This is a genomic window from Pseudoalteromonas sp. S1727, from assembly GCF_005886375.1.
GTDB classification, from domain to species: domain Bacteria; phylum Pseudomonadota; class Gammaproteobacteria; order Enterobacterales; family Alteromonadaceae; genus Pseudoalteromonas; species Pseudoalteromonas haloplanktis.
In genome coordinates, this window is sequence record NZ_PNDT01000003.1 from 1 (window position 1) to 19058 (window position 19058).

Here is a 19058-nt window from a genome sequence, read left to right on the forward strand (position 1 = left end):
GATAGCTGATAGCTGATAGCAAAAGTATAACGGTTTATCCCATTTACAATCAAGCAGTTAAATAGGCTTGATTGACCTTAGTTAATACTCGCGCGTTGTAGGTGGATATCGGCGTTGTTGAGCACGTAATACGGCAGAGTTTTATTGCTGCTGGCGATAACGCGTTTACTGTTGATATCAATAATACGGGCGTTTACTTCTACGCCGTTGCTGCGATAAATTAGTGTGCCTGATAACACATGGCTGGCAATGTGTTTATCAGCCAGTTGCTCTATATCACGAGAAAACACAAAATCACCGCGGGCGGTCATAGCTATGTGGTCGGTAGTTTTAAAATCGACAATGCCATAACCAAATTTTTGCAGTTGATGAATAAAGCTCTCTGATAACTGGTTGCCTAATTGGCTGCTGTTATTAAGGCTGGCATCTAAATCAACAAATGAGGTAACGGCAATTGATACATCTAGCTCAGTTTGCATGGTATCTACAAGATCTAGCGCCATTTGCTCAACATAATTAACTAAGGTTTTATGGTGTTTATTTGGCGTAAACTGGGCACCATTATCTATCGGTTCAGGATTGCTTGCTTGAGCCTGTTGCAGCATGTGAGTAAGGTCGTACTGGCTGGTGGTGCTTTGCACTGGCTCAACGGCTGTGCTGTCATTAACCGTACTGCATGCACTGAGAGTACTGAAAAGTACCCCTGTCGTTGCGATTAAAAATGCGCGATGTGTTAGCTTACTCATCATTAGCCTCACTTACTCACTTGTTTTAGCATGACGCCATCTGTGCGGTAGCTACTGTCGAGTGCATCCACCACTGATTGAGGAATAAACCCTTGCGCAGAGCCTACTACGGCTTTACTTGCTAAACCAATTATACGGGCATTAACCAACACACCACCTTGGTGGTTTACCATAGTGCCAGCCAGTACGTAGTTAAAGTTTTGATCTTGGCTAAGCTCTAAATAGTCGCGGCTAAAAACAAAATCACCCGTTGGCGTGACACGCATAAAGTCAGTGGTTTTAAAATCAATCACGGGCACACCAAAGCTGTGTAACTCATGCATAAAACTTTCGGCAATTTGATTACCCAGTAAAGTAGCGTCGTTGTAGTTGTCATCTAAAAAAATAAAGCTCGACACGGCAAGTGGCGTTTTACTGTTTACGTATTGCAGATTTTCAGCCATATCTTGCATGATGCCGCGTACGTAGTGATTAATATTTTTACGCGTTGGCACGCTAACTTGGCTGCTGTCATTAATAACGGGGGCATTGCTTTGATACAAAGAATTAGTTTGCCCTGGCGCAGCAACAGCTCGTTGATCATTTACCAATTGTGGGGAGTTATTGGTCAGTTGTGCGCCACTGCTCGGTTCCATCACTTGTGCACACCCAAATCCCAGTGGCAAACATAAAGTTAATATTAAGCGTTTCATGAGAGCTCCTAATTAGTATTCGCTGCGGTAGATGTAACCGTCGCGCTGTTGTATTTTTTCATCACCCCACATAACGTTGATGGGGATCTCGGTGCTAGCGGCAGATACAACGCGGCTGTCCTGGGTATTTACCATGCGGGCATTAACTATATAGGCATGTTGTTGCCGTGTAAGTGTGCCGGTGATCACAAAGTCAATATTCTGACGTTGGCGTAATTTACTAATATCGCGACTTAACATACCGTCAGCGTTACTGGCTAGGTTAAGGTGTTTTTCAAGGCGATATTCAATGGTGTTATAGCCTAGTTGCGTAAACTGGGTTAATAAACTTTCTTGAATTTGTTGACTCAGCCCAGCTCCCTGCCCTTGCGCCAGCTCAGTATCAAGCGCATCGGCTAAGTAAAAGCTAGTGACGGCAATCCGCGCGCTGCTTTTAAATGGCCCATTGACGTGGCTAAGCTGGGTGCTTAAATCGCTCACATACTGATGCACCGTATACGGTGCCATCGTCGCTTTTGGCGCTTCGGTGCTCGGTGCTGGTGGTTTTTCTTGCGTTAAGCTACACGCAGTTAAACTCAGCAATAATAAACATAACAAAAGGCGCATAATTGCCATCCTTACTAAACATGGCAATTACAAAGCAAGTATTATGCCTATTTATAGTTTTACTGGGTTATCTGTGTAGTAACTCACAATACAACTCACTTGCTGCTGTTTTAATTTGTCGCAATCAGCTTGGGCATTTTTTTGATACTGGTAAGCCCCAAGTTTTAAGCGATAGTAAGTTATGCCTTTTACATTTGCCGTTTCAACATTGGCGATAGTCGTTCCCGTCAGTAAACTTGGGGCTTTATGTTGCATGGCTTGCCAACTTGTTGCCAGTTGCGCTTGCTGAGTGACTGAGATAATTTGTAATGCAAATAACGCGGGGGGTGTACGTTGTGGCTGAGCTACAGGTGCCTGTATTGGCGGCTGTGCTTGCGCGGTCATCGCAGTATTACTTTGAGCTGGCTCTTCATTGGCTATTGCTGTTAATTGGGTTATCAATAAATTTAAATCACTCTCAATCAATAACAACCTTTCAATATCAGGTTTTATTGCTTGCCACTGCGCTGAGCTTGTTTGTAGCTGTTGTAACTCTGATTTGGTTATTTGTACGTACTGCTCATTGTTTGTTTGCACTGTTTGCTTGGTGCTGCTGCAGCCAAAAAGTAATAAGCCAGATAATACAAATACGGCGCACTTAATCATGACAAGAGGTGGTGTAATATTCATTGGCATTCCTTTAATGAAGTATTGTTCGTTGTTCAAGCTTACAGTTTAAACCCTGTGCGATCAGCGACTGGCAGATAGTTGCAAACTCAGGTTGCGCCTGCTCAGCATACCCTAAAGCGAGTATATACTTATTTTGCTGTCGATCGTGAATATAGAATACATCCTGCTGCTGTAACCCAAGCCGTGGGCTTATTAAACGTAAATAGGCTTTTAACATCATTAACGATGAGAAGTTGCCCGCATTTACTATTGTGCCAGCCACTTGTTCTAGGGGTTTAAGGGTAAAATCAACACCAAGTAATACATCTCCCTTCGGGGATAAATTAACCTTAACATGTTGCGTATTTTTTAATGCTTTACGTTCTTTAAACTGCCCATCAATCACCGCCTGATATTGCCCTGGCCGCAAATCGGTAAAAAGATAATAACCATCGAAAGCGGCTTGTGTTTGGGCTACTTTTTTACCGTTTTCATCTAGTAACGCTATGTTGGCATACGGTTGTATTTGCGTATGTTCACCTTGTTGGGTGTATATCACCCCTTCAATTTCACTGGCATTGTTTAACGGGTAATCCATATACTCAATAAATCCGGCCCGTGGTGTGATTGAAAAACCATCGTGGGCGGGGATCATAAATGGATCTGCAAAACTATTTCTATCAAGTATGATATCAGTAGTACGGTTAGCGGGCATGCTGGTTAACAGCGCAATGCCTTGCTCATCTGTAATCGCTTGGCGATGATTTTGCACACCTTTGACTTTAATACCCGCGACCCCCTGCTCGTCAGGATCCATTATGCCGTTGTTATTCTGATCTAAAAATACTTTAACCAGTAAACTCCCCGTACTGGTTAAGCTTCGATTTGACATAAAAGCACGGTTATTTTCCCTATCGTAACCAAAACTAAAGCGGCTATATAAGCTAAACAGCCAATTATCATTACTGTCGTAGTTAATAGTACTGCTTAAGTTAAAATCATCATTTTGCCAATTCAAGCCCAGATCTGCAGATTGAACGTTCTCATTTAGGGTATTTCTAAGTGTCAGCTCAGCTTGCAACTTTGCAGTAATACTGCGATTAAATTCGGCTTGGTAACTTAAAATATCACTCTCTGGTGATATTAAATAATCAACACCAAAACGGCTGTATACCCGTCCTATTCGCCCTTGAATGCGTGTTGCGCCATATACTTGGCTCTGTTCATTTACTTTTTGCCATTGCAAAAGGTTGTTTACCGAAAACCCTGAATAGCTATAATTAAATCGGTTATAGGCTTGCTGTAAATCACGACCTGAACTTGAGTGCTGTAATAAAAAGTTATTTTGATAATTAAGCCGACCATAATTATTATCCATCAATTCACCTGACATATCGAATTGATAGCTTTGAAAATCTTGCTGTTGTTCCGAACGGTCCGTTACAGTAAAAAGGAGTGATTGTTCTGCCAGTTGCGTTCTTGCTGTGAGCTCTAATTCATTTTGCTGTTGGTTGTTTTGCTCGTAGTCAACATTAAGCAACAGTCTTTCAAACAAGTTAATGTTGCTGCCAAAAGCGAATTGGTAAAAGTCATCATCTTCGCGCTTTTGCGCCATAGCGCCGGTGTAAATAGCAATATTATCTGTTAAGCCTCGTTCGTAACGCCCCGCAGCCAACCAACCACTTTGCTGTGGATTACTCTCGCTCCCTAATAATTGTTTACCTTGCTCTGAGATTGACACTTCGTATGTCGCTTCACCTTGGCCTAATTGGTTGCCGTCAATAAAGTAATATTCTGTTTTACGTTCAACTTGCCCTTGCGGGCCGTAAAAGATCAATTCAAAGTTATTTTCACCATACAATAAATCAACATCAGCAAAGACATAGCGCCCATCGGCAAGGCTTAACTGTTGTTCAATTAACAAACCATTGCGATAAAGTTCAACATCCCAACCCGGCTGAATAGCACCGGTGAGGTTAATTCGATTATTATCTATATTGCGGTCTAACTGGTAATTAGAAAACTTAACACCACGTCCGTACTGACTATTATAGCGACTCCCGACTTGTGTCGCGGTGATATCACCAAAGCGTATTTCGCTTGCAGCAAAAGCACCGAGTAAGCTGCTATCTAATGCTTGTTTAGAGAATGTGAGTCGTGAGTCTGTTAATAGGTCTTGCTCTCGCCCGGCTAAAAAGTATTCCGCTGAAAGGTATGCAAAATCTTGCGCACCTAATAATGAATAACTAGTGCGGCTACTGTCATTATCTCGGCGGTAATTAAGTTGTAAATCAGCCACTGGGACAGAAATAACTTGATAAGGGCTTGCTTTCCAAGGCTGGGTAGGCTGATTATCCGTATGATGCTGGTTATTAAATTGACGGTTTTTTCTCTGCTGTTGAGCGACAACAGGAAATAACTCATCAGTGGTTACTTCGAGCGTTAAATTCGCGTAATCAGGGATGATCTCCACCATAAAAGCAGATTCTAAAACCGCGGCATCGATATAAATATCATCATCAATCAATAGTTGCTGTGAAAAAAGTACCACCTCTTGATTATTTACAACGAGTTTAGCGGGTTCAGTAGCACTGAGTGAAAATAAATTACCTTGCTCAATAAACCATCCTGCGGCAGAGCCGCTCGCCACATCAACATCAATAGCAAGTTGTAATATTTCAACTAACCCCGACAAACCAAGCAAGACCCCTTGCTCGCTTTTTATTGCAAACGCTTCACCAAGATACATATCGTTGAGCGATAAAGAAAAAAGTAAAAACTCACCAGCCGCAATACGCTGCGCAGCAGGCTGGCTGTGTTCGACTATAGCGGGCGGTGGCGCACTCACTGGTGAGTGAGATTGATTTAATTTAGCTTGAATAGCTTTAAGCGTGCGCAGCGCATCATTGGTCGGCACAGTGCTTGCAAAACAGTGCGCGCTTAACAACATAAGGCCTATGGCCAATACACGGGTCATTTTAATAACTTAATATCGCTTAAAGTTATTTCCCTATAGCCAAAGTGTAAGAGGCAAAATCAACTGCGTTATATTCTTCAGCCCCTTTGTAATCAATGAGTACATCGCCATTTGCAGGTAACTGTTTATCTTTAAATAAACTGAGCGTTGCTGTCACTGTATCAACTTCAGGGTAAACACTTAAATTGCTAATTTCAGCAATTTTCTCTTGCCCACCCGATGCATTTTTAACATAAGCACTGAGCTTGCCATAGCTACTAAAGTTAGTATGTCGTTGCAATTGAACTTGAATTTGTGGCTTGGCTTGATCAGCACTTTTTACAATGCTTGCCTGTGCAATAGTCACCTTGGGCTGCTCTGCTTGCTCACGAAAAATAACGGGAATGCTAAAACTCATAATCATATTGATCTGTATTCCTGACTTTTGCTCTGTATTTTCGTTAGGTAAAGCTTGAAATAATAAGTGCGAGCGATATTCGCCAGGCTGTAAACCTTTCGGTTTGCGAACTGCAATTTTAACCGTTTGTTTTTCGCCCGGTGCTAAAGTCACCTGTTTCGGGGATAAGCGTGTCATTGGCGATAAACTACCTTCACTCACCTGCTCTAGATTTTTATAACCGCCAGTGGGTAAAGCTTGTTTTTCACTCCAAACTACTCGATACGTACGTTGTTCATTCGAATTGTTGATCACCGTGACTTTAGCACTACGTTGACGCTCATCAAAGGTAACACGAGTAGGTGAAATCAATAAGTTTGCCACTGCCACTTGGCTAAAAAATGCTGTTAGCAGCACACACATCACTGTTAATTTATTGAACATGTCAGTCCTTAGTAGTCAATCGAAATTTCTAAATTGGTCGTAGAGGAATAGTCGCCATCTGAGTAATTCTTACTGCTAGGTTTTGTTATTAAAGTACCGCCAATAAACACTTTAGCTTCACCAAAGTCGTCGGTAATGACAGACATATTAGACAAACCATTTAGGCGTACTTCAAACTCGGCACTACTGCTGCCTTGGGTATTGTGCTGAACTTGTACAGGGCGAACCAATGTTATTTTCAACTCGGTATGTGCAGGGTAATCAAGTAGTAAAAGCTCGGCTGGACGCCCTTTTTCAAGCACATAAATATTACCCAATGTATTTATGTCGCCGTCAGCTTTGATGATCACAGAGCTCGTATTTGTATTGCTTGGTATAACCAAAGTGCCAAAATCAAGCGACTGCTGCTCAATACTCTTAGCAAGATAATTAGGGCTGTAAATTAAAGCACTTACAGCCACTGCATACGAAAGTAGGCGCATTAAATATAATTAATACGCAACTTCGATTTGAAAATCACCAGAATAAACCCCATCGGCATAAGCTTTATTAAATGCAGATGAGTTAGGTGTACTTAATGTTGCACCTATATTAAATGAAACAGTTCCATCTGTAGAATCAACCATTAAATTAGGCGATCCTTCTGTATAAGTTGCGTTTTCATTCGGACCGGAAGTAATTACATATGTCCAGTTCCCAATAGTAAAATTTGGTCGTCCATCATCTTTAGTGCCTTCATATTCTAAAGTAGTTTGTGTTGGGCTAATTATTTTTAATTGCGCATTTTTAACCGCTTCAGATACAGTAAAAGAAGCAGGCGTTCCGTCGTCAATAATCGAGATTGAAGCATTAGCCCCCGTTGAACTACTAGTAGAGACGGGACTTGCAGAAGGTAATGCGCTAACAACTATACTAGCAACATGAGCGCCAGATAAATCAGCAACAGCACGGATAGTACCAAAGCTTAAATCATCTCCCGGGGTTAAAACAACTGAGTTCTGCACAGTTACTTCGGCTCGAAAAGTCGATGTTGTAGATATCGCACTAAAAGGCACAGCTAAGATGCTTACAGCAAGTAATGGAAAAGATAATTTCATATTAAGTCCTTATAAGAATTGGGATATTACCGTATTTGGCCCCATCATAATTTTTATCGACACTTAGAACAATTACTTTAAGCTTAATTACTAAAAAATCAGATAAATAACTTATTTTATTACAAAAGCTGACCAACAAATGGGGCACTGATACACTTTTGCCCTAAATTTTGCGCTAAAGAACAAAACAGATTCGCCTCTGTATAATTTTTGAATGGCCCAACACGTAGCCCATATAAAGTAACGCCTTTATTTTGACGCTCAGTCATTACAAAATCTAATTGGCTAAATGCTTGAGGGTATTCACGCTGTAACCTTGCTATTTGTGTTCTTACTATTTCCGGCTTTAGATAAAGTCCGAGCTGAGCTCCAGGTAAAGAATCACTTGAATATGGCTGTTCATTACTTGCAGCTAATTGAGTTTGCTCTTTTGACTTGATATCAGCTCCAGGTGCTATGATATCATCCCGACTGTGCACGGCTGCGGTACTCGTTTGACGCAGTACTACTGGGTTTTCAGCTATTTCGGTGTTAGACGAAAGTGCCATTATTAGTAATTGTAAGTCTGCTTCCATTGCAGCTAAACGCTCGATACTCTCTTGTTGTGAATGCCATTGCTGAACATACTCTTTGACTTGTTGATCTGATATTAATGCTGGTTTTTTTTCAGGCTCGTGCGCTTTGCTACTGCACCCGTTTAGCAAAATAGTTATGGTGATCAATGCAATTGTAGGCCAAGCTTGCTTTTTTAAACACATCATTTTTTGCACATCATGAAATAACAATGCTGTATTGTAAGCAAAGTAAGTGCCAGTTTCAGTATTTTAGATCATAAAAAAAGTGCCATACTGGCACTTTTTAAATTGGATTAGCTAAATGAACTTAAACTAAGGTTTTAATAAAGTCACTAAGCTCATCTTTAAATTCATCACGACGTAATGCAAATTCAATAGTCGCTTTTAAGTAACCTAACTTGCTGCCACAATCATGACTACGGCCTTTAATGGCGTATGCATCAACGGCTTCTTTGTCCATTAACATGGCAATAGCGTCGGTAAGTTGAATTTCATCACCTGCCCCAGCTGGGGTTTTCGCAAGTAATGGCCAAATGTTTTTACTTAAAACATAACGTCCTACAACAGCTAGGTTTGATGGCGCCGAATGCACGGGGGGTTTTTCCACCATATTTTTAATCGGTGCGCTATGCCCTTGTTCTAGCTTAGCTTCACCTAAGTCAACTACACCAAATTTATCAACATGTTGCATTGGTACTGGCTCAACCATAATTTGGCTGTGTGCGGTTTCATTAAAATGCGCGATCATTTCTGCAAGGTTGTCTTTATGCAGATCGCTTTCTACATCATCAATAATCACATCAGGTAAAATAACCACAAATGGCTCATTGCCAATAATAGGGGCCGCGCAGTTAATCGCATGACCTAAGCCTTTTGCTTCACCTTGGCGAACATGGATTATAGTCACGTCCTTAGGGCAAATAGCTTGTACTTCTGCAAGTAATTGGCGTTTTACGCGTTTTTCTAACGTCGCTTCAAGCTCAAAACTGGTATCAAAATGGTTTTCGATCGAGTTTTTACTAGAGTGAGTCACTAAAACGATTTCTTTAATACCTGCAGCAACGGCTTCATTTACCACATACTGGATCAGTGGTTTATCTACAACCGGTAACATTTCTTTTGGGATAGCTTTCGTTGCTGGCAACATGCGGGTACCAAGTCCTGCAACGGGGATCACTGCTTTCATAATATTTTTCCTTAAATAGTAACTATATTTAATGATTATACCGAAAATGGATATTTAATTGCGTCATGGCATTGGTAACCATGTACTTCAAAATCATCACGGGTTACCCAAGTCTCAATGTCTTCAAGTGATTTAATATCTGGGTTGATAGTCAGAGTCGGTGATGCAAATGGTTCGCGCTGTAACTGTACATCACGCATTAATTCAAGCTGATTTTCATAAATATGTGCATTCACAATTTTATGATAGGCCTTGCCCGCTTTATGTCCAGTAATTTGCGCAACCAAAGCAAGTAAAACAAAGCATTGAATTTGGTTGAAATTTAAGCCTAGCGGTACATCACAACTACGCTGATATGACGTTAAGTAAAGTGTATCACCAAGAAGTGAGAATGTATGAGTATGCATGCATGGACGCAAACAGCCTAAATCGAATTCTCCCGGATTATAAAAGGTGATAATTTCACCCCGGTCATCAACCCCATTTTTTAAATTATCAATAACCTTTTTTAACTGATCTAAAGGTGTGCCATCTGGACGCTGCCACTCTCGAGCTTGTACGCCATATACACGCCCCATATCATCCTCACCTTTGCGGTTTGGATTATTTAACCAGGCTTGGTTTTCATTGGCATTAGCATCCCAAGTCATACAGCCAATATCGCGAAATTGCGCGGCACTGCTATAACCACGCAAATAACCTAAAAGCTCAGCAATAGCGGCTTTGTAATAGCTTTTTCGGGTGGTGATCATCGGGAACTTGTTATTGGCTACATCGTATTCAAGCTCCGCATTAATAACCGTTAAGCAACGCGTTCCTGTCCGTTTATTTTCGACCCAGATACCTTCATCAACAATGCGCTGACATAACTCTAAATATTGTTTCATTTTTGACTTCTTTTTATGCTTTGGTTGCAACAGTAGGTTGTGGCTTTTTATACGCCCATATTATCAAACCAAGGCCTGCAATGACCATTGGCAATGACAATATTTGCCCCATAGAAATAAAGCCGCCAAACAAACCTAAATGAGCATCGGGTTCACGCACATATTCAACGCAGAATCTAAATACACCGTAACCGAGCAAAAATAATCCACCAACACTACCAGCTGGGCGCGGTTTTTTGGTAAATACATATAAAATAATAAACAGCACTAAGCCTTCTAAAAACGCTTCATACAATTGTGATGGGTGACGTGCAAGCGGCCCGCCAGTAGGAAACACCATACCCCAAGGTACATCGGTTGTTCTGCCCCACAATTCACCGTTAATAAAATTGCCAATCCGTCCTGCCAATAAACCAACAGGCACGAGTGGTGCAACAAAATCGCCTACTGCTAATAATTGTTTTTTGCGGGTCCAAGCAAAAATACAAATGGCTGTGATAACCCCTAACGTACCGCCATGAAATGACATGCCACCTTGATCGATTCTGAATAAGTAAAGTGGATTTTCTATAAAATAACTAAACTGATAAAACAATACATAACCAACACGTCCACCAAGAATAACCCCCAGCATGCCGTAAAAAAGTAAATCACTGACTTCTTCTTTTGTCCAACCAGAGTTTGGTTTGGCTGCTTGTCTATTTGCCCACCACATTGCAAAGGCAAAACCAATTAAATACATTAAACCGTACCAACGTACGCTTAGAGGACCAACCGAAAAGATGACCGGATCGATCTCTGGGAATTCAAGAGCCATATAAATTAAACCTTAACTAAAAACCATTTGAAGCGCGATAATAACCAATAACACCGCGAACACTTTTTTTATCGTTGAAACGGGTAAATAATGCGTTGCTTTGGCCCCTACTGGCGCCATAAACCACGACGTTATTACTATACCTAATAATGCAGGTAAATACACAAAACCTGCAAAGCCATGTTGTAAATCGGTAACTTGCCAGCCCGCGCTGATGTAGCCAACAGATCCAAATAGCGCGATCACAATGCCGCACGCTGCCGCACAGCCTATGGCTTTTTTAATATCGACCGAAAAATAATGCAGTAACGGTACAATCAATGCGCCACCGCCAATTCCAATTAAGCCCGAGAGGCCCCCCATTAAGGCACTAACAGCGCCAAGAAGAGTGCGGCTTGGCATAGCTTTAGTAGCAACTGCTTTATTACGGGCAGATAACACCATACGGGCTGCGATAAACACGACACTGATAGCAAAGATGATACGTAATAGTTGTTCTGGAATTAAACTGGCTGCAAAACCGCTGATCAAAGCACCGACCCCAACACCCGTCATAACCCAAGGCGCGATGTCCCAGGGCACATTATTGTTTTTATGATGAGCTAATGCAGATGACGTAGACGTGAATAAAATCGATGCGAGCGAGGTGGCAATAGCAGTTATGAGAACATGCTCAACCGCCACAACATCAAAATTCACAAGTAACGCACTGAGCACGGGCACAATAATCAAACCACCACCAATGCCTAATAACCCCGCTAAAAACCCAACCACACAACCTAATAACGCGCAGCTGAGGATCAGTATGATTAAATCATGCATAGCAAACTCTTATATTTAAATTGTTATATGCATATACTAATCGATTATATCTAATCTTTACAGTACTCGTTTAGGTAACTAAGATGCCTGATTAGGGGTATAAAACAGCTCCCCTAATTGATGTTCAATCATAAAGTTACGTGTAAGCCTAAGCACTTGTTTTGCTGTAGATTGTGCTAAACACTCAGCTAGCAATACTTCCATATCACTGGCTTTTAAACGTCTTAACACCCACTTCACTTTACTTAAGGAAGAATAGTTCATACTCAAACGGCGATATCCCATAGCAATGAGTAATATTGCTCCCTCTGGATCACCACCTAATTCTCCACATAAACTAAATGACATTTCATTTTGCTGACACTCGGTAGCTACTTTTTGCAATACTCTTAATACTGCCGGATGATAGGGATTAAATAAGTCAGCTACGCGGGCGTTAGAGCGATCAACGGCGAGTAAATATTGCGTTAAATCGTTACTCCCTACAGAACAAAAATCGACCTTATTAGCCCACTCTGGCAGCATAAATACACTTGATGGCACTTCTAGCATCACGCCAATTTCGGGACGCTCAATCGCTTGCTCTGGGTATTGCTCTGCAAGCTCAAAATAAGCCTGCTCTAATAGTGCTAAAGATTCATCGACTTCTTCTGTACCGCTGATCATAGGCAGCATTATTTTTAAATTGCCCAAACCTATATTGGCTTTTACCATTGCTTTGAGCTGATCTAAAAATAACTCAGGGTGATCTAAGGTAACGCGAATACCACGCCAGCCTAAAAATGGGTTTTCTTCTGTTATATCAAAGTAATCAAGTACTTTGTCTCCCCCAATGTCGAGGGTACGCATTACAACAGGCTCAGGGTGATAACTAGCTAAAACTTCGCGATACCAGTTTTCTTGTTCTATTTGTGACGGGAACTGGCCTTTTTGCATAAACCAAGCTTCGGTTCGGTATAAACCTACGCCATCACACACTTTGGTGTTGGCTTTTTCAGTATTGAGATCCAAACCTGCATTGAGTAATAAACTAATATGTTCACCATCCAATGTCACCGCATCACACTCTTGTTCAGCTATAAATTTATCATTTAATAGACTTTCCTGGTGTTGCAGTTGTAAGTATTCAGCTTGTAACATTTGCGAGGGTGAAATATACAACCGCCCTGCATAGGCATCCAAAATCATTGCTTTGCCATCAAACTGCAACAGGGGTAAGTCTTCAATCCCCCAAATTGCAGGGATCCCCATAGCACGAGTTAAAATTGACGCATGACTATTTGCAGCACCGTTAACACTCACCACGCCAACCAAGTGCCCTTTTGGTACTTCAGCCAACATAGCTGGTGTTAAGGTATTAGCGATAAGTACCGTATCTTTGGGAAAACTTTTTACCGCATGCTCGGTATTAACAAGGTGATGTAATACTCGCAAACCAATGTCTTTCACATCAACAGCACGCTCTTTTATATAAGGGTCCTGCATAGCATTAAATTGCGAAATTAAACGTTCAATAACTATTTTTAGAGCGCTTTTTGCACACCAGCCTTCTTGCAGCTGCGCTTCAACATTCTGCCCCAAACTTCTAGCATCGAGTAGTTGCTGATACACATCAAAAACAGCCAGTGCTTCTTTAGGAATTGAGTCACTTAATGTCATTGATAAGGTATTAAACTCTTTACGAGTTGCAGCAACCGCTTGAGTAAATAAACGACGCTGCTCAGTGCTGTTTTCGTCTTTTTTTAACTCAATGGACTTAAAATCAAGTTTTGGAAGAACAACAAATGCTTGCCCAATCGCAATCCCTGGTGCACTCGAAACTCCTTTAAGAACAGAAGTTTGATGGGAAAATTCATCTTGGCGTAGTACTTCTTTAATTTCCGCATGCGCTAATTGTGAGGCAAGTTGAGCAGATAAAGTAATTAAAAATGACTCTTCGTCTTGGCTAAATACACGGGCAATTTTTTGCTGTACAACAATAACCCCCAGCACTTTTTTCTGATGTACTACAGGCACAGATAAAAATGCATTATAACCTTCTTCATTTACTTCAGGAGAGAGCTTAAAGCGCGGATGGGATTTAGCAAAAGCAATATTTATCGGCTCTTCACGTTGCGCCACTAAACCAACTAAGCCTTCAGTGAAACCGATTCTGAATTTGCCTACAGCATCAGGGTTTAGGCCCCTGGTTGCCATTAAAACGAAATTATCTTGGCTATAATCGGCAAAGTAAATGGAGCAGCACTCAGTCTTCATGGCATCTTTCACCATTTCAACAAAACATGCCAGCGCACTATCCAAATTCGCTTGTTGCGAAACGGATTCAGCGATAGCTCTGAGTGTAGCTAGCATAATACTGCTCCTTATATTATTTACCTTTGTGCCGCCATGTATCTTTTGGCTGTTCACGTTTATTAAAAGGCATCGCGAAAGGTGCAAACTCTTTCATTACACGACGATAAACATCGCGCTTGAACGAGACAACTTGCCTTACCGGATACCAATAACTAACCCATCGCCAATCATCAAACTCAGGATGATGTGTTTTTAGTAAATTTACGTCTTCGTCTTTACAACGAAGTTTAAGTAAAAACCATTTTTGTTTTTGCCCAATACACACCGGACTTGAGTCTCGGCGGATCAATCGCTTGGGTAATTTATAGCGTAACCAATGTTTTGAACTTGCAACAATTTCTACATCTTCAGGGCGTAAGCCAACTTCTTCGTGTAACTCACGAAACATTGTCTGCTCAGCGGTTTCACCGCTATCAACTCCCCCTTGCGGAAACTGCCAAGAGTGTTGACCATAACGTCTGGCCCAAAAGACCTGTCCCTGATTATTGCAAATTACAATTCCGACATTGGCACGAAAACCTTCGGCATCAATCACCTTAGTGCCTCATTTGTAAGTCGATTTTTAATGATTGTTCCACATTACCTGCGATACGGCAATCAATAATGGCAGTTTTACGCATCTTACTCACAGCTTGTGCATAACTTTAGTTTATACAGCTCATTTTGCAAACAAATCCACAATACTAGATCTTATAACTTGCCTTTTCCACAATTTCTGTGGATAACATTGTTCATAGTTGTGTATTTATCCCTGCAAGTTTTCATTCCACTTTTAGCTCCCGTTGCTAAAATAGATTAAAACCTATAAAATTCAACAAATTAACTGCATTCTCTACTGGTTTTAGTTTGCCTAAAAATACAACCAAGTCACTCTGGACAAAAAACGCCCAAACACAAAGATATCCACGGTTAAACTCTTTTGCTATCATAAGTGGTGAATTTATACAATTAAATAACGCCCTATGCGACCGATAAAACCACATTCAATCAATGAACTAATGCAACGTGTTAATAACATTGCAGGCCTCACTTTAGGTCAGTTAGCGAGTCAATATCAGTTTAAAACACCGGAACACTTATTAAAGGAAAAAGGCTGGACGGGGCAATTGATTGAATATGTATTAGGAGCAACGGCTGGCTCAAAACCCACGCCAGATTTTGAAGAACTGGGTATAGAGCTAAAAACCTTACCTATTTCATACAAAGGTAAACCGCTTGAGACTACTTTTGTATCAGTTACCCCACTTTTAAATGTTACAGGCATGGTTTGGCAACAAAGCACTGTTCGCAAAAAACTTAATCATGTTTTGTGGCTGCCAATTTTAAGTGAGCGCGATATTGCTCCTTTTGATAGAACCATTGGCAGCGGCTTTTTATGGCAACCGACCGCTGAACAAGATGCGCAATTACAGCGTGATTGGGAAGAACAAATGGAGCTTATTGCATTAGGGCGTGTTGATGAAATTTCAGGGCACTTAGGAGATGTAATGCAAATTCGCCCAAAAGCTGCCAACAGTCGTATCGTTACCGACGCTATTGGCCCTAATGGGCAAATAATAAAAACCCTTCCCCGCGGCTTTTATTTAAAAACCAGTTTTACTGGCGAGATTTTAAGACAGCAATTTCAGCTTTAACGCCTGAAAATGCACGAGGTAAACAAAACAATCCAACAGATATAAAAAATCCCCGCTGTTGCGAGGATTCTTCTAAAGTTTAAATCAGATTTTATAAAAAATTACTGACCTTTTACTTCTTTAAGACCTTTGTAAGGTGCTTTAGCGCCTAATTGCTCTTCGATACGTAGCAATTGGTTATACTTAGCAACACGGTCAGAACGGCTTAATGAACCCGTCTTAATTTGACCTGCCGCAGTACCTACAGCTAAATCAGCAATCGTTGCGTCTTCTGTTTCACCAGAGCGATGAGAGATAACAGCTGTAAAGCCTGCATCTTTCGCCATTTTGATTGCAGCTAACGTTTCAGTTAGTGAACCAATCTGGTTGAATTTAATTAAGATAGAGTTAGCAATACCGTTGTCGATACCACGCTTTAAGATCTTAGTATTAGTTACGAATAAATCGTCACCTACTAATTGGATCTTGTCGCCAAGTAGTTTTGTTTGGTGTGCAAAACCATCCCAATCAGACTCATCAAGACCATCTTCGATAGATACAATTGGATATTGCTCAGTAAGATCTTTAAGGAAGTAGTTAAACTCTTCTGAGGTGAATTTTTTACCTTCACCTTTAAGATCATAGATATTCGCTTCTTTGTCGTAGAACTCAGATGCAGCACAATCAAGTGCAAGTGTAATATCTTTACCAAGCTCATAACCTGCGTTAGCAACCGCTACTTTAATTGCAGCAAGTGCAGCTTCATTTGACTCAAGGTTTGGTGCAAAACCACCTTCGTCACCCACTGCTGTTGAGTGGCCATCAGCTTTCAATACTTTTGCAAGGCTGTGGAACACTTCAGCACCCATGCGTAGTGCTTCACGGAAGTTAGCAGCGCCAACTGGTTGGATCATAAACTCTTGAATATCAACTGAGTTATCAGCATGCTCACCACCATTGATGATGTTCATCATTGGTAATGGCATAGAGTAAACGCCTGGCGTACCGTTTAGGTCTGCAATGTGCTCATAAAGCTCTACTTTTTTAGATTGAGCAGCGGCTTTTGCAGTTGCAAGTGAAACAGCTAGTATTGCGTTGGCACCTAATTTTTCTTTATTTTCAGTACCATCTAAATCTAACATGATTTGGTCAACCGTGCTTTGCTCTAATGCACTTTGGCCTTCTAGCGCGCTATTGATTTCATTATTAATAAAACCAACCGCTTTTAATACACCTTTACCTAAATAACGTGCTTTATCACCATCACGTAATTCTAGTGCTTCGCGAGTACCTGTTGATGCACCAGAAGGTGCAGCAGCGCGGCCCCATGAACCGTCAGCTAAATGTACATCAGCTTCTACAGTTGGGTTACCACGCGAGTCCATAATTTCGCGACCGATCACTTTTACGATATTTGACATCTTGTTTCCTCTTTTCCCAAAATGGTGAGTTTACCGACTTTATTAATTTTCCTTAATGCCATCGGTTTTAAAAACAAATAAGCCGTGCATAGTGCACGGCTTATTCACATTATGATGACGCTTTTTGATGAGTATGAGCAGCTGCAACAAACCCTTCAAATAACGGGTGACCATCACGTGGTGTTGACGTGAATTCCGGATGGAATTGCGCGGCAATAAACCAAGGGTGATCTTTATTTTCGATAATTTCTACTAGCTTTTTATCTTCAGATAAACCAGTGAAACTCAAACCAGCTTGTTCAAGCTGTTCAACAAAGTTGTTATTTACTTCGTAACGATGACGATGACGTTCAACAATTTCATCACTGCCATAAACTTCGTGTACTTTAGAGCCTGGAGTTAGATGACACTTCTGTGCGCCTAAACGCATCGTGCCACCTAAATCTGATGCTTCATCACGTATTTCAACATTACCGTCAGCATCTAACCATTCAGTAATTAGGCCAACAACTGGTGCAGACGATTTTGCGTTAAACTCAGTTGAGTTTGCATCGCTAAGACCTGCCACGTTACGCGCGTATTCAATTAACGCAACTTGCATCCCTAAACAAATACCAAGGTAAGGAACTTTATTCTCACGAGCATATTGCGCCGCTAAAATCTTACCTTCAACACCACGGCCACCAAAGCCGCCTGGTACTAAAATAGCATCAAGGTGAGCTAGTAGTTCGGTACCTTTGCTTTCAATATCTTGTGAATCAACATATTCAATGTTTACTGTTAAACGATTTTTAAGACCTGCATGTTTAAGTGCTTCGTTTACAGATTTATAAGCATCTGGTAATTCAATGTATTTTCCAACCATACCAATGGTCACTTCACCCGTAGGGTTTGACTCTTGATATAATACTTGCTCCCACTCTACTAAGTCTGCTTCCGGGCATTCTAAGTGGAAACGACGGCATACAAAGTTATCAAGCTCTTGTGACTTTAATAGCGCAGGAATTTTATAAATGCTGTCTACATCTGGTAATGAAATAACCGCTTTTTCTTCAACGTTAGTGAAAAGTGCAATCTTCGCACGTTCGTTGTTTGGCAGTTTACGATCAGAACGACAAATAAGAATATCTGGCTGAATACCAATTGAGCGTAATTCTTTTACAGAATGCTGAGTTGGTTTAGTTTTCACTTCACCCGCAGGGCCTAAGAATGGCACTAAGGTTAAGTGAATAAACAATGCGCGCTCACGGCCGATTTCTGTGCCAAGCTGACGAATTGCTTCTAAGAATGGTTGTGACTCAATATCACCAACCGTGCCACCAATTTCAACGATTGCCACATCGTGGCCTTCAGCACCGTCATATACGCGTTGCTTAATATCGTTGGTAATATGTGGAATGACCTGAATTGTTGCACCAAGGTACTCACCACGACGCTCACGACGTAGCACATCTTCATATACACGACCTTGTGTGAAGTTGTTACGGCTTGTCATTTTGGTACGGATGAAACGCTCATAGTGACCTAAATCAAGGTCGGTTTCAGCACCGTCTTCGGTGACAAATACTTCACCATGTTGAATTGGGCTCATTGTGCCTGGGTCAACGTTGATATAAGGATCCAGCTTTAAAATGGTAACATTTAAACCGCGGGCCTCTAAAATAGCTGCCAACGATGCTGCTGCAATACCTTTACCCAACGAGGAAACAACCCCGCCGGTAACGAAGATAAATTTTGTACTCATGCGAACCCTAGAATATCAGGAATTAAAAGGAAAAATATAGAATCAAGACGGG

The 19058-nt window shown here is 41.2% G+C and carries 18 protein-coding genes; 1 reads left to right on the top strand and 17 read right to left on the bottom strand.

Features of this window, described 5'->3' with window-relative positions; genetic code table 11:
- Window positions 1-77: 77 nt before the first annotated feature.
- The 15 genes from CWB85_RS00300 to rppH form a co-directional block, all read right to left on the bottom strand.
- Complete coding sequence (locus CWB85_RS00300; RefSeq protein WP_138553760.1) at window positions 78-749, bottom strand: FlgO family outer membrane protein; 672 nt, start codon at window positions 747-749, stop codon at window positions 78-80.
- 5 nt (window positions 750-754) lie between these two features.
- The gene (locus CWB85_RS00305; protein WP_016709763.1) at window positions 755-1438 is read right to left on the bottom strand and encodes a FlgO family outer membrane protein; all 684 of its coding nucleotides are present in this window, start codon (window positions 1436-1438) and stop codon (window positions 755-757) included.
- Between the two features lie 12 nt (window positions 1439-1450).
- A complete protein-coding gene (locus CWB85_RS00310) occupies window positions 1451-2044 on the bottom strand; it encodes a FlgO family outer membrane protein (RefSeq protein ID WP_016709764.1) in 594 nt (197 codons plus the stop codon).
- A gap of 51 nt (window positions 2045-2095) precedes the next feature.
- Complete coding sequence (locus CWB85_RS00315) at window positions 2096-2713, bottom strand: SPOR domain-containing protein (protein WP_138553761.1); 618 nt, start codon at window positions 2711-2713, stop codon at window positions 2096-2098.
- 10 nt (window positions 2714-2723) lie between these two features.
- Window positions 2724-5669 carry a hypothetical protein gene (locus CWB85_RS00320; protein ID WP_138553762.1) on the bottom strand — a complete coding sequence of 982 codons (2946 nt, stop codon included), beginning with the start codon at window positions 5667-5669 and terminating at the stop codon, window positions 2724-2726.
- Between the two features lie 25 nt (window positions 5670-5694).
- Window positions 5695-6489, bottom strand: a complete 795-nt coding sequence (locus CWB85_RS00325) for a fimbrial biogenesis chaperone (RefSeq protein ID WP_138553763.1) — start codon at window positions 6487-6489, stop codon at window positions 5695-5697.
- 8 nt (window positions 6490-6497) lie between these two features.
- The gene (locus tag CWB85_RS00330) at window positions 6498-6971 is read right to left on the bottom strand and encodes a DUF4402 domain-containing protein (protein WP_016709768.1); all 474 of its coding nucleotides are present in this window, start codon (window positions 6969-6971) and stop codon (window positions 6498-6500) included.
- A 9-nt stretch (window positions 6972-6980) separates the two neighbouring features.
- Window positions 6981-7586, bottom strand: coding sequence for a DUF4402 domain-containing protein (locus CWB85_RS00335; protein WP_138553764.1), 606 nt, complete (start codon window positions 7584-7586; stop codon window positions 6981-6983).
- A gap of 119 nt (window positions 7587-7705) precedes the next feature.
- Window positions 7706-8347: an SPOR domain-containing protein gene (locus CWB85_RS00340; protein WP_138553765.1), complete on the bottom strand. Its 642-nt coding sequence runs from the start codon at window positions 8345-8347 to the stop codon at window positions 7706-7708.
- Window positions 8348-8468: 121 nt separating this feature from the next.
- Window positions 8469-9347 carry a UTP--glucose-1-phosphate uridylyltransferase GalU gene (gene galU / locus CWB85_RS00345; RefSeq protein ID WP_138553766.1) on the bottom strand — a complete coding sequence of 293 codons (879 nt, stop codon included), beginning with the start codon at window positions 9345-9347 and terminating at the stop codon, window positions 8469-8471.
- 35 nt (window positions 9348-9382) lie between these two features.
- Complete coding sequence (locus tag CWB85_RS00350) at window positions 9383-10234, bottom strand: thymidylate synthase (RefSeq protein ID WP_016709772.1); 852 nt, start codon at window positions 10232-10234, stop codon at window positions 9383-9385.
- A gap of 13 nt (window positions 10235-10247) precedes the next feature.
- Window positions 10248-11051 carry a prolipoprotein diacylglyceryl transferase gene (lgt, locus tag CWB85_RS00355; RefSeq protein ID WP_016709773.1) on the bottom strand — a complete coding sequence of 268 codons (804 nt, stop codon included), beginning with the start codon at window positions 11049-11051 and terminating at the stop codon, window positions 10248-10250.
- A 12-nt stretch (window positions 11052-11063) separates the two neighbouring features.
- A complete protein-coding gene (locus CWB85_RS00360) occupies window positions 11064-11873 on the bottom strand; it encodes a sulfite exporter TauE/SafE family protein (protein WP_138553767.1) in 810 nt (269 codons plus the stop codon).
- 78 nt (window positions 11874-11951) lie between these two features.
- Complete coding sequence (ptsP, locus tag CWB85_RS00365; protein ID WP_016709775.1) at window positions 11952-14225, bottom strand: phosphoenolpyruvate--protein phosphotransferase; 2274 nt, start codon at window positions 14223-14225, stop codon at window positions 11952-11954.
- Window positions 14226-14241: 16 nt separating this feature from the next.
- Entirely contained in the window at window positions 14242-14763 is a 522-nt protein-coding gene (rppH, locus tag CWB85_RS00370; protein ID WP_016709776.1) for an RNA pyrophosphohydrolase, read from the bottom strand.
- Between the two features lie 427 nt (window positions 14764-15190).
- Here rppH and mutH point away from each other — a divergent pair, with 427 nt between their 5' ends.
- Window positions 15191-15862: a DNA mismatch repair endonuclease MutH gene (gene mutH, locus CWB85_RS00375; RefSeq protein WP_016709777.1), complete on the top strand. Its 672-nt coding sequence runs from the start codon at window positions 15191-15193 to the stop codon at window positions 15860-15862.
- Between the two features lie 101 nt (window positions 15863-15963).
- Here the strand turns inward: mutH and eno are convergent, their stop codons facing one another.
- Window positions 15964-17262, bottom strand: a complete 1299-nt coding sequence (eno, locus tag CWB85_RS00380; protein ID WP_138553768.1) for a phosphopyruvate hydratase — start codon at window positions 17260-17262, stop codon at window positions 15964-15966.
- A gap of 109 nt (window positions 17263-17371) precedes the next feature.
- Window positions 17372-19006, bottom strand: coding sequence for a CTP synthase (gene pyrG / locus CWB85_RS00385; protein WP_138553769.1), 1635 nt, complete (start codon window positions 19004-19006; stop codon window positions 17372-17374).
- Between the last annotated feature and the right edge of the window lie 52 nt (window positions 19007-19058).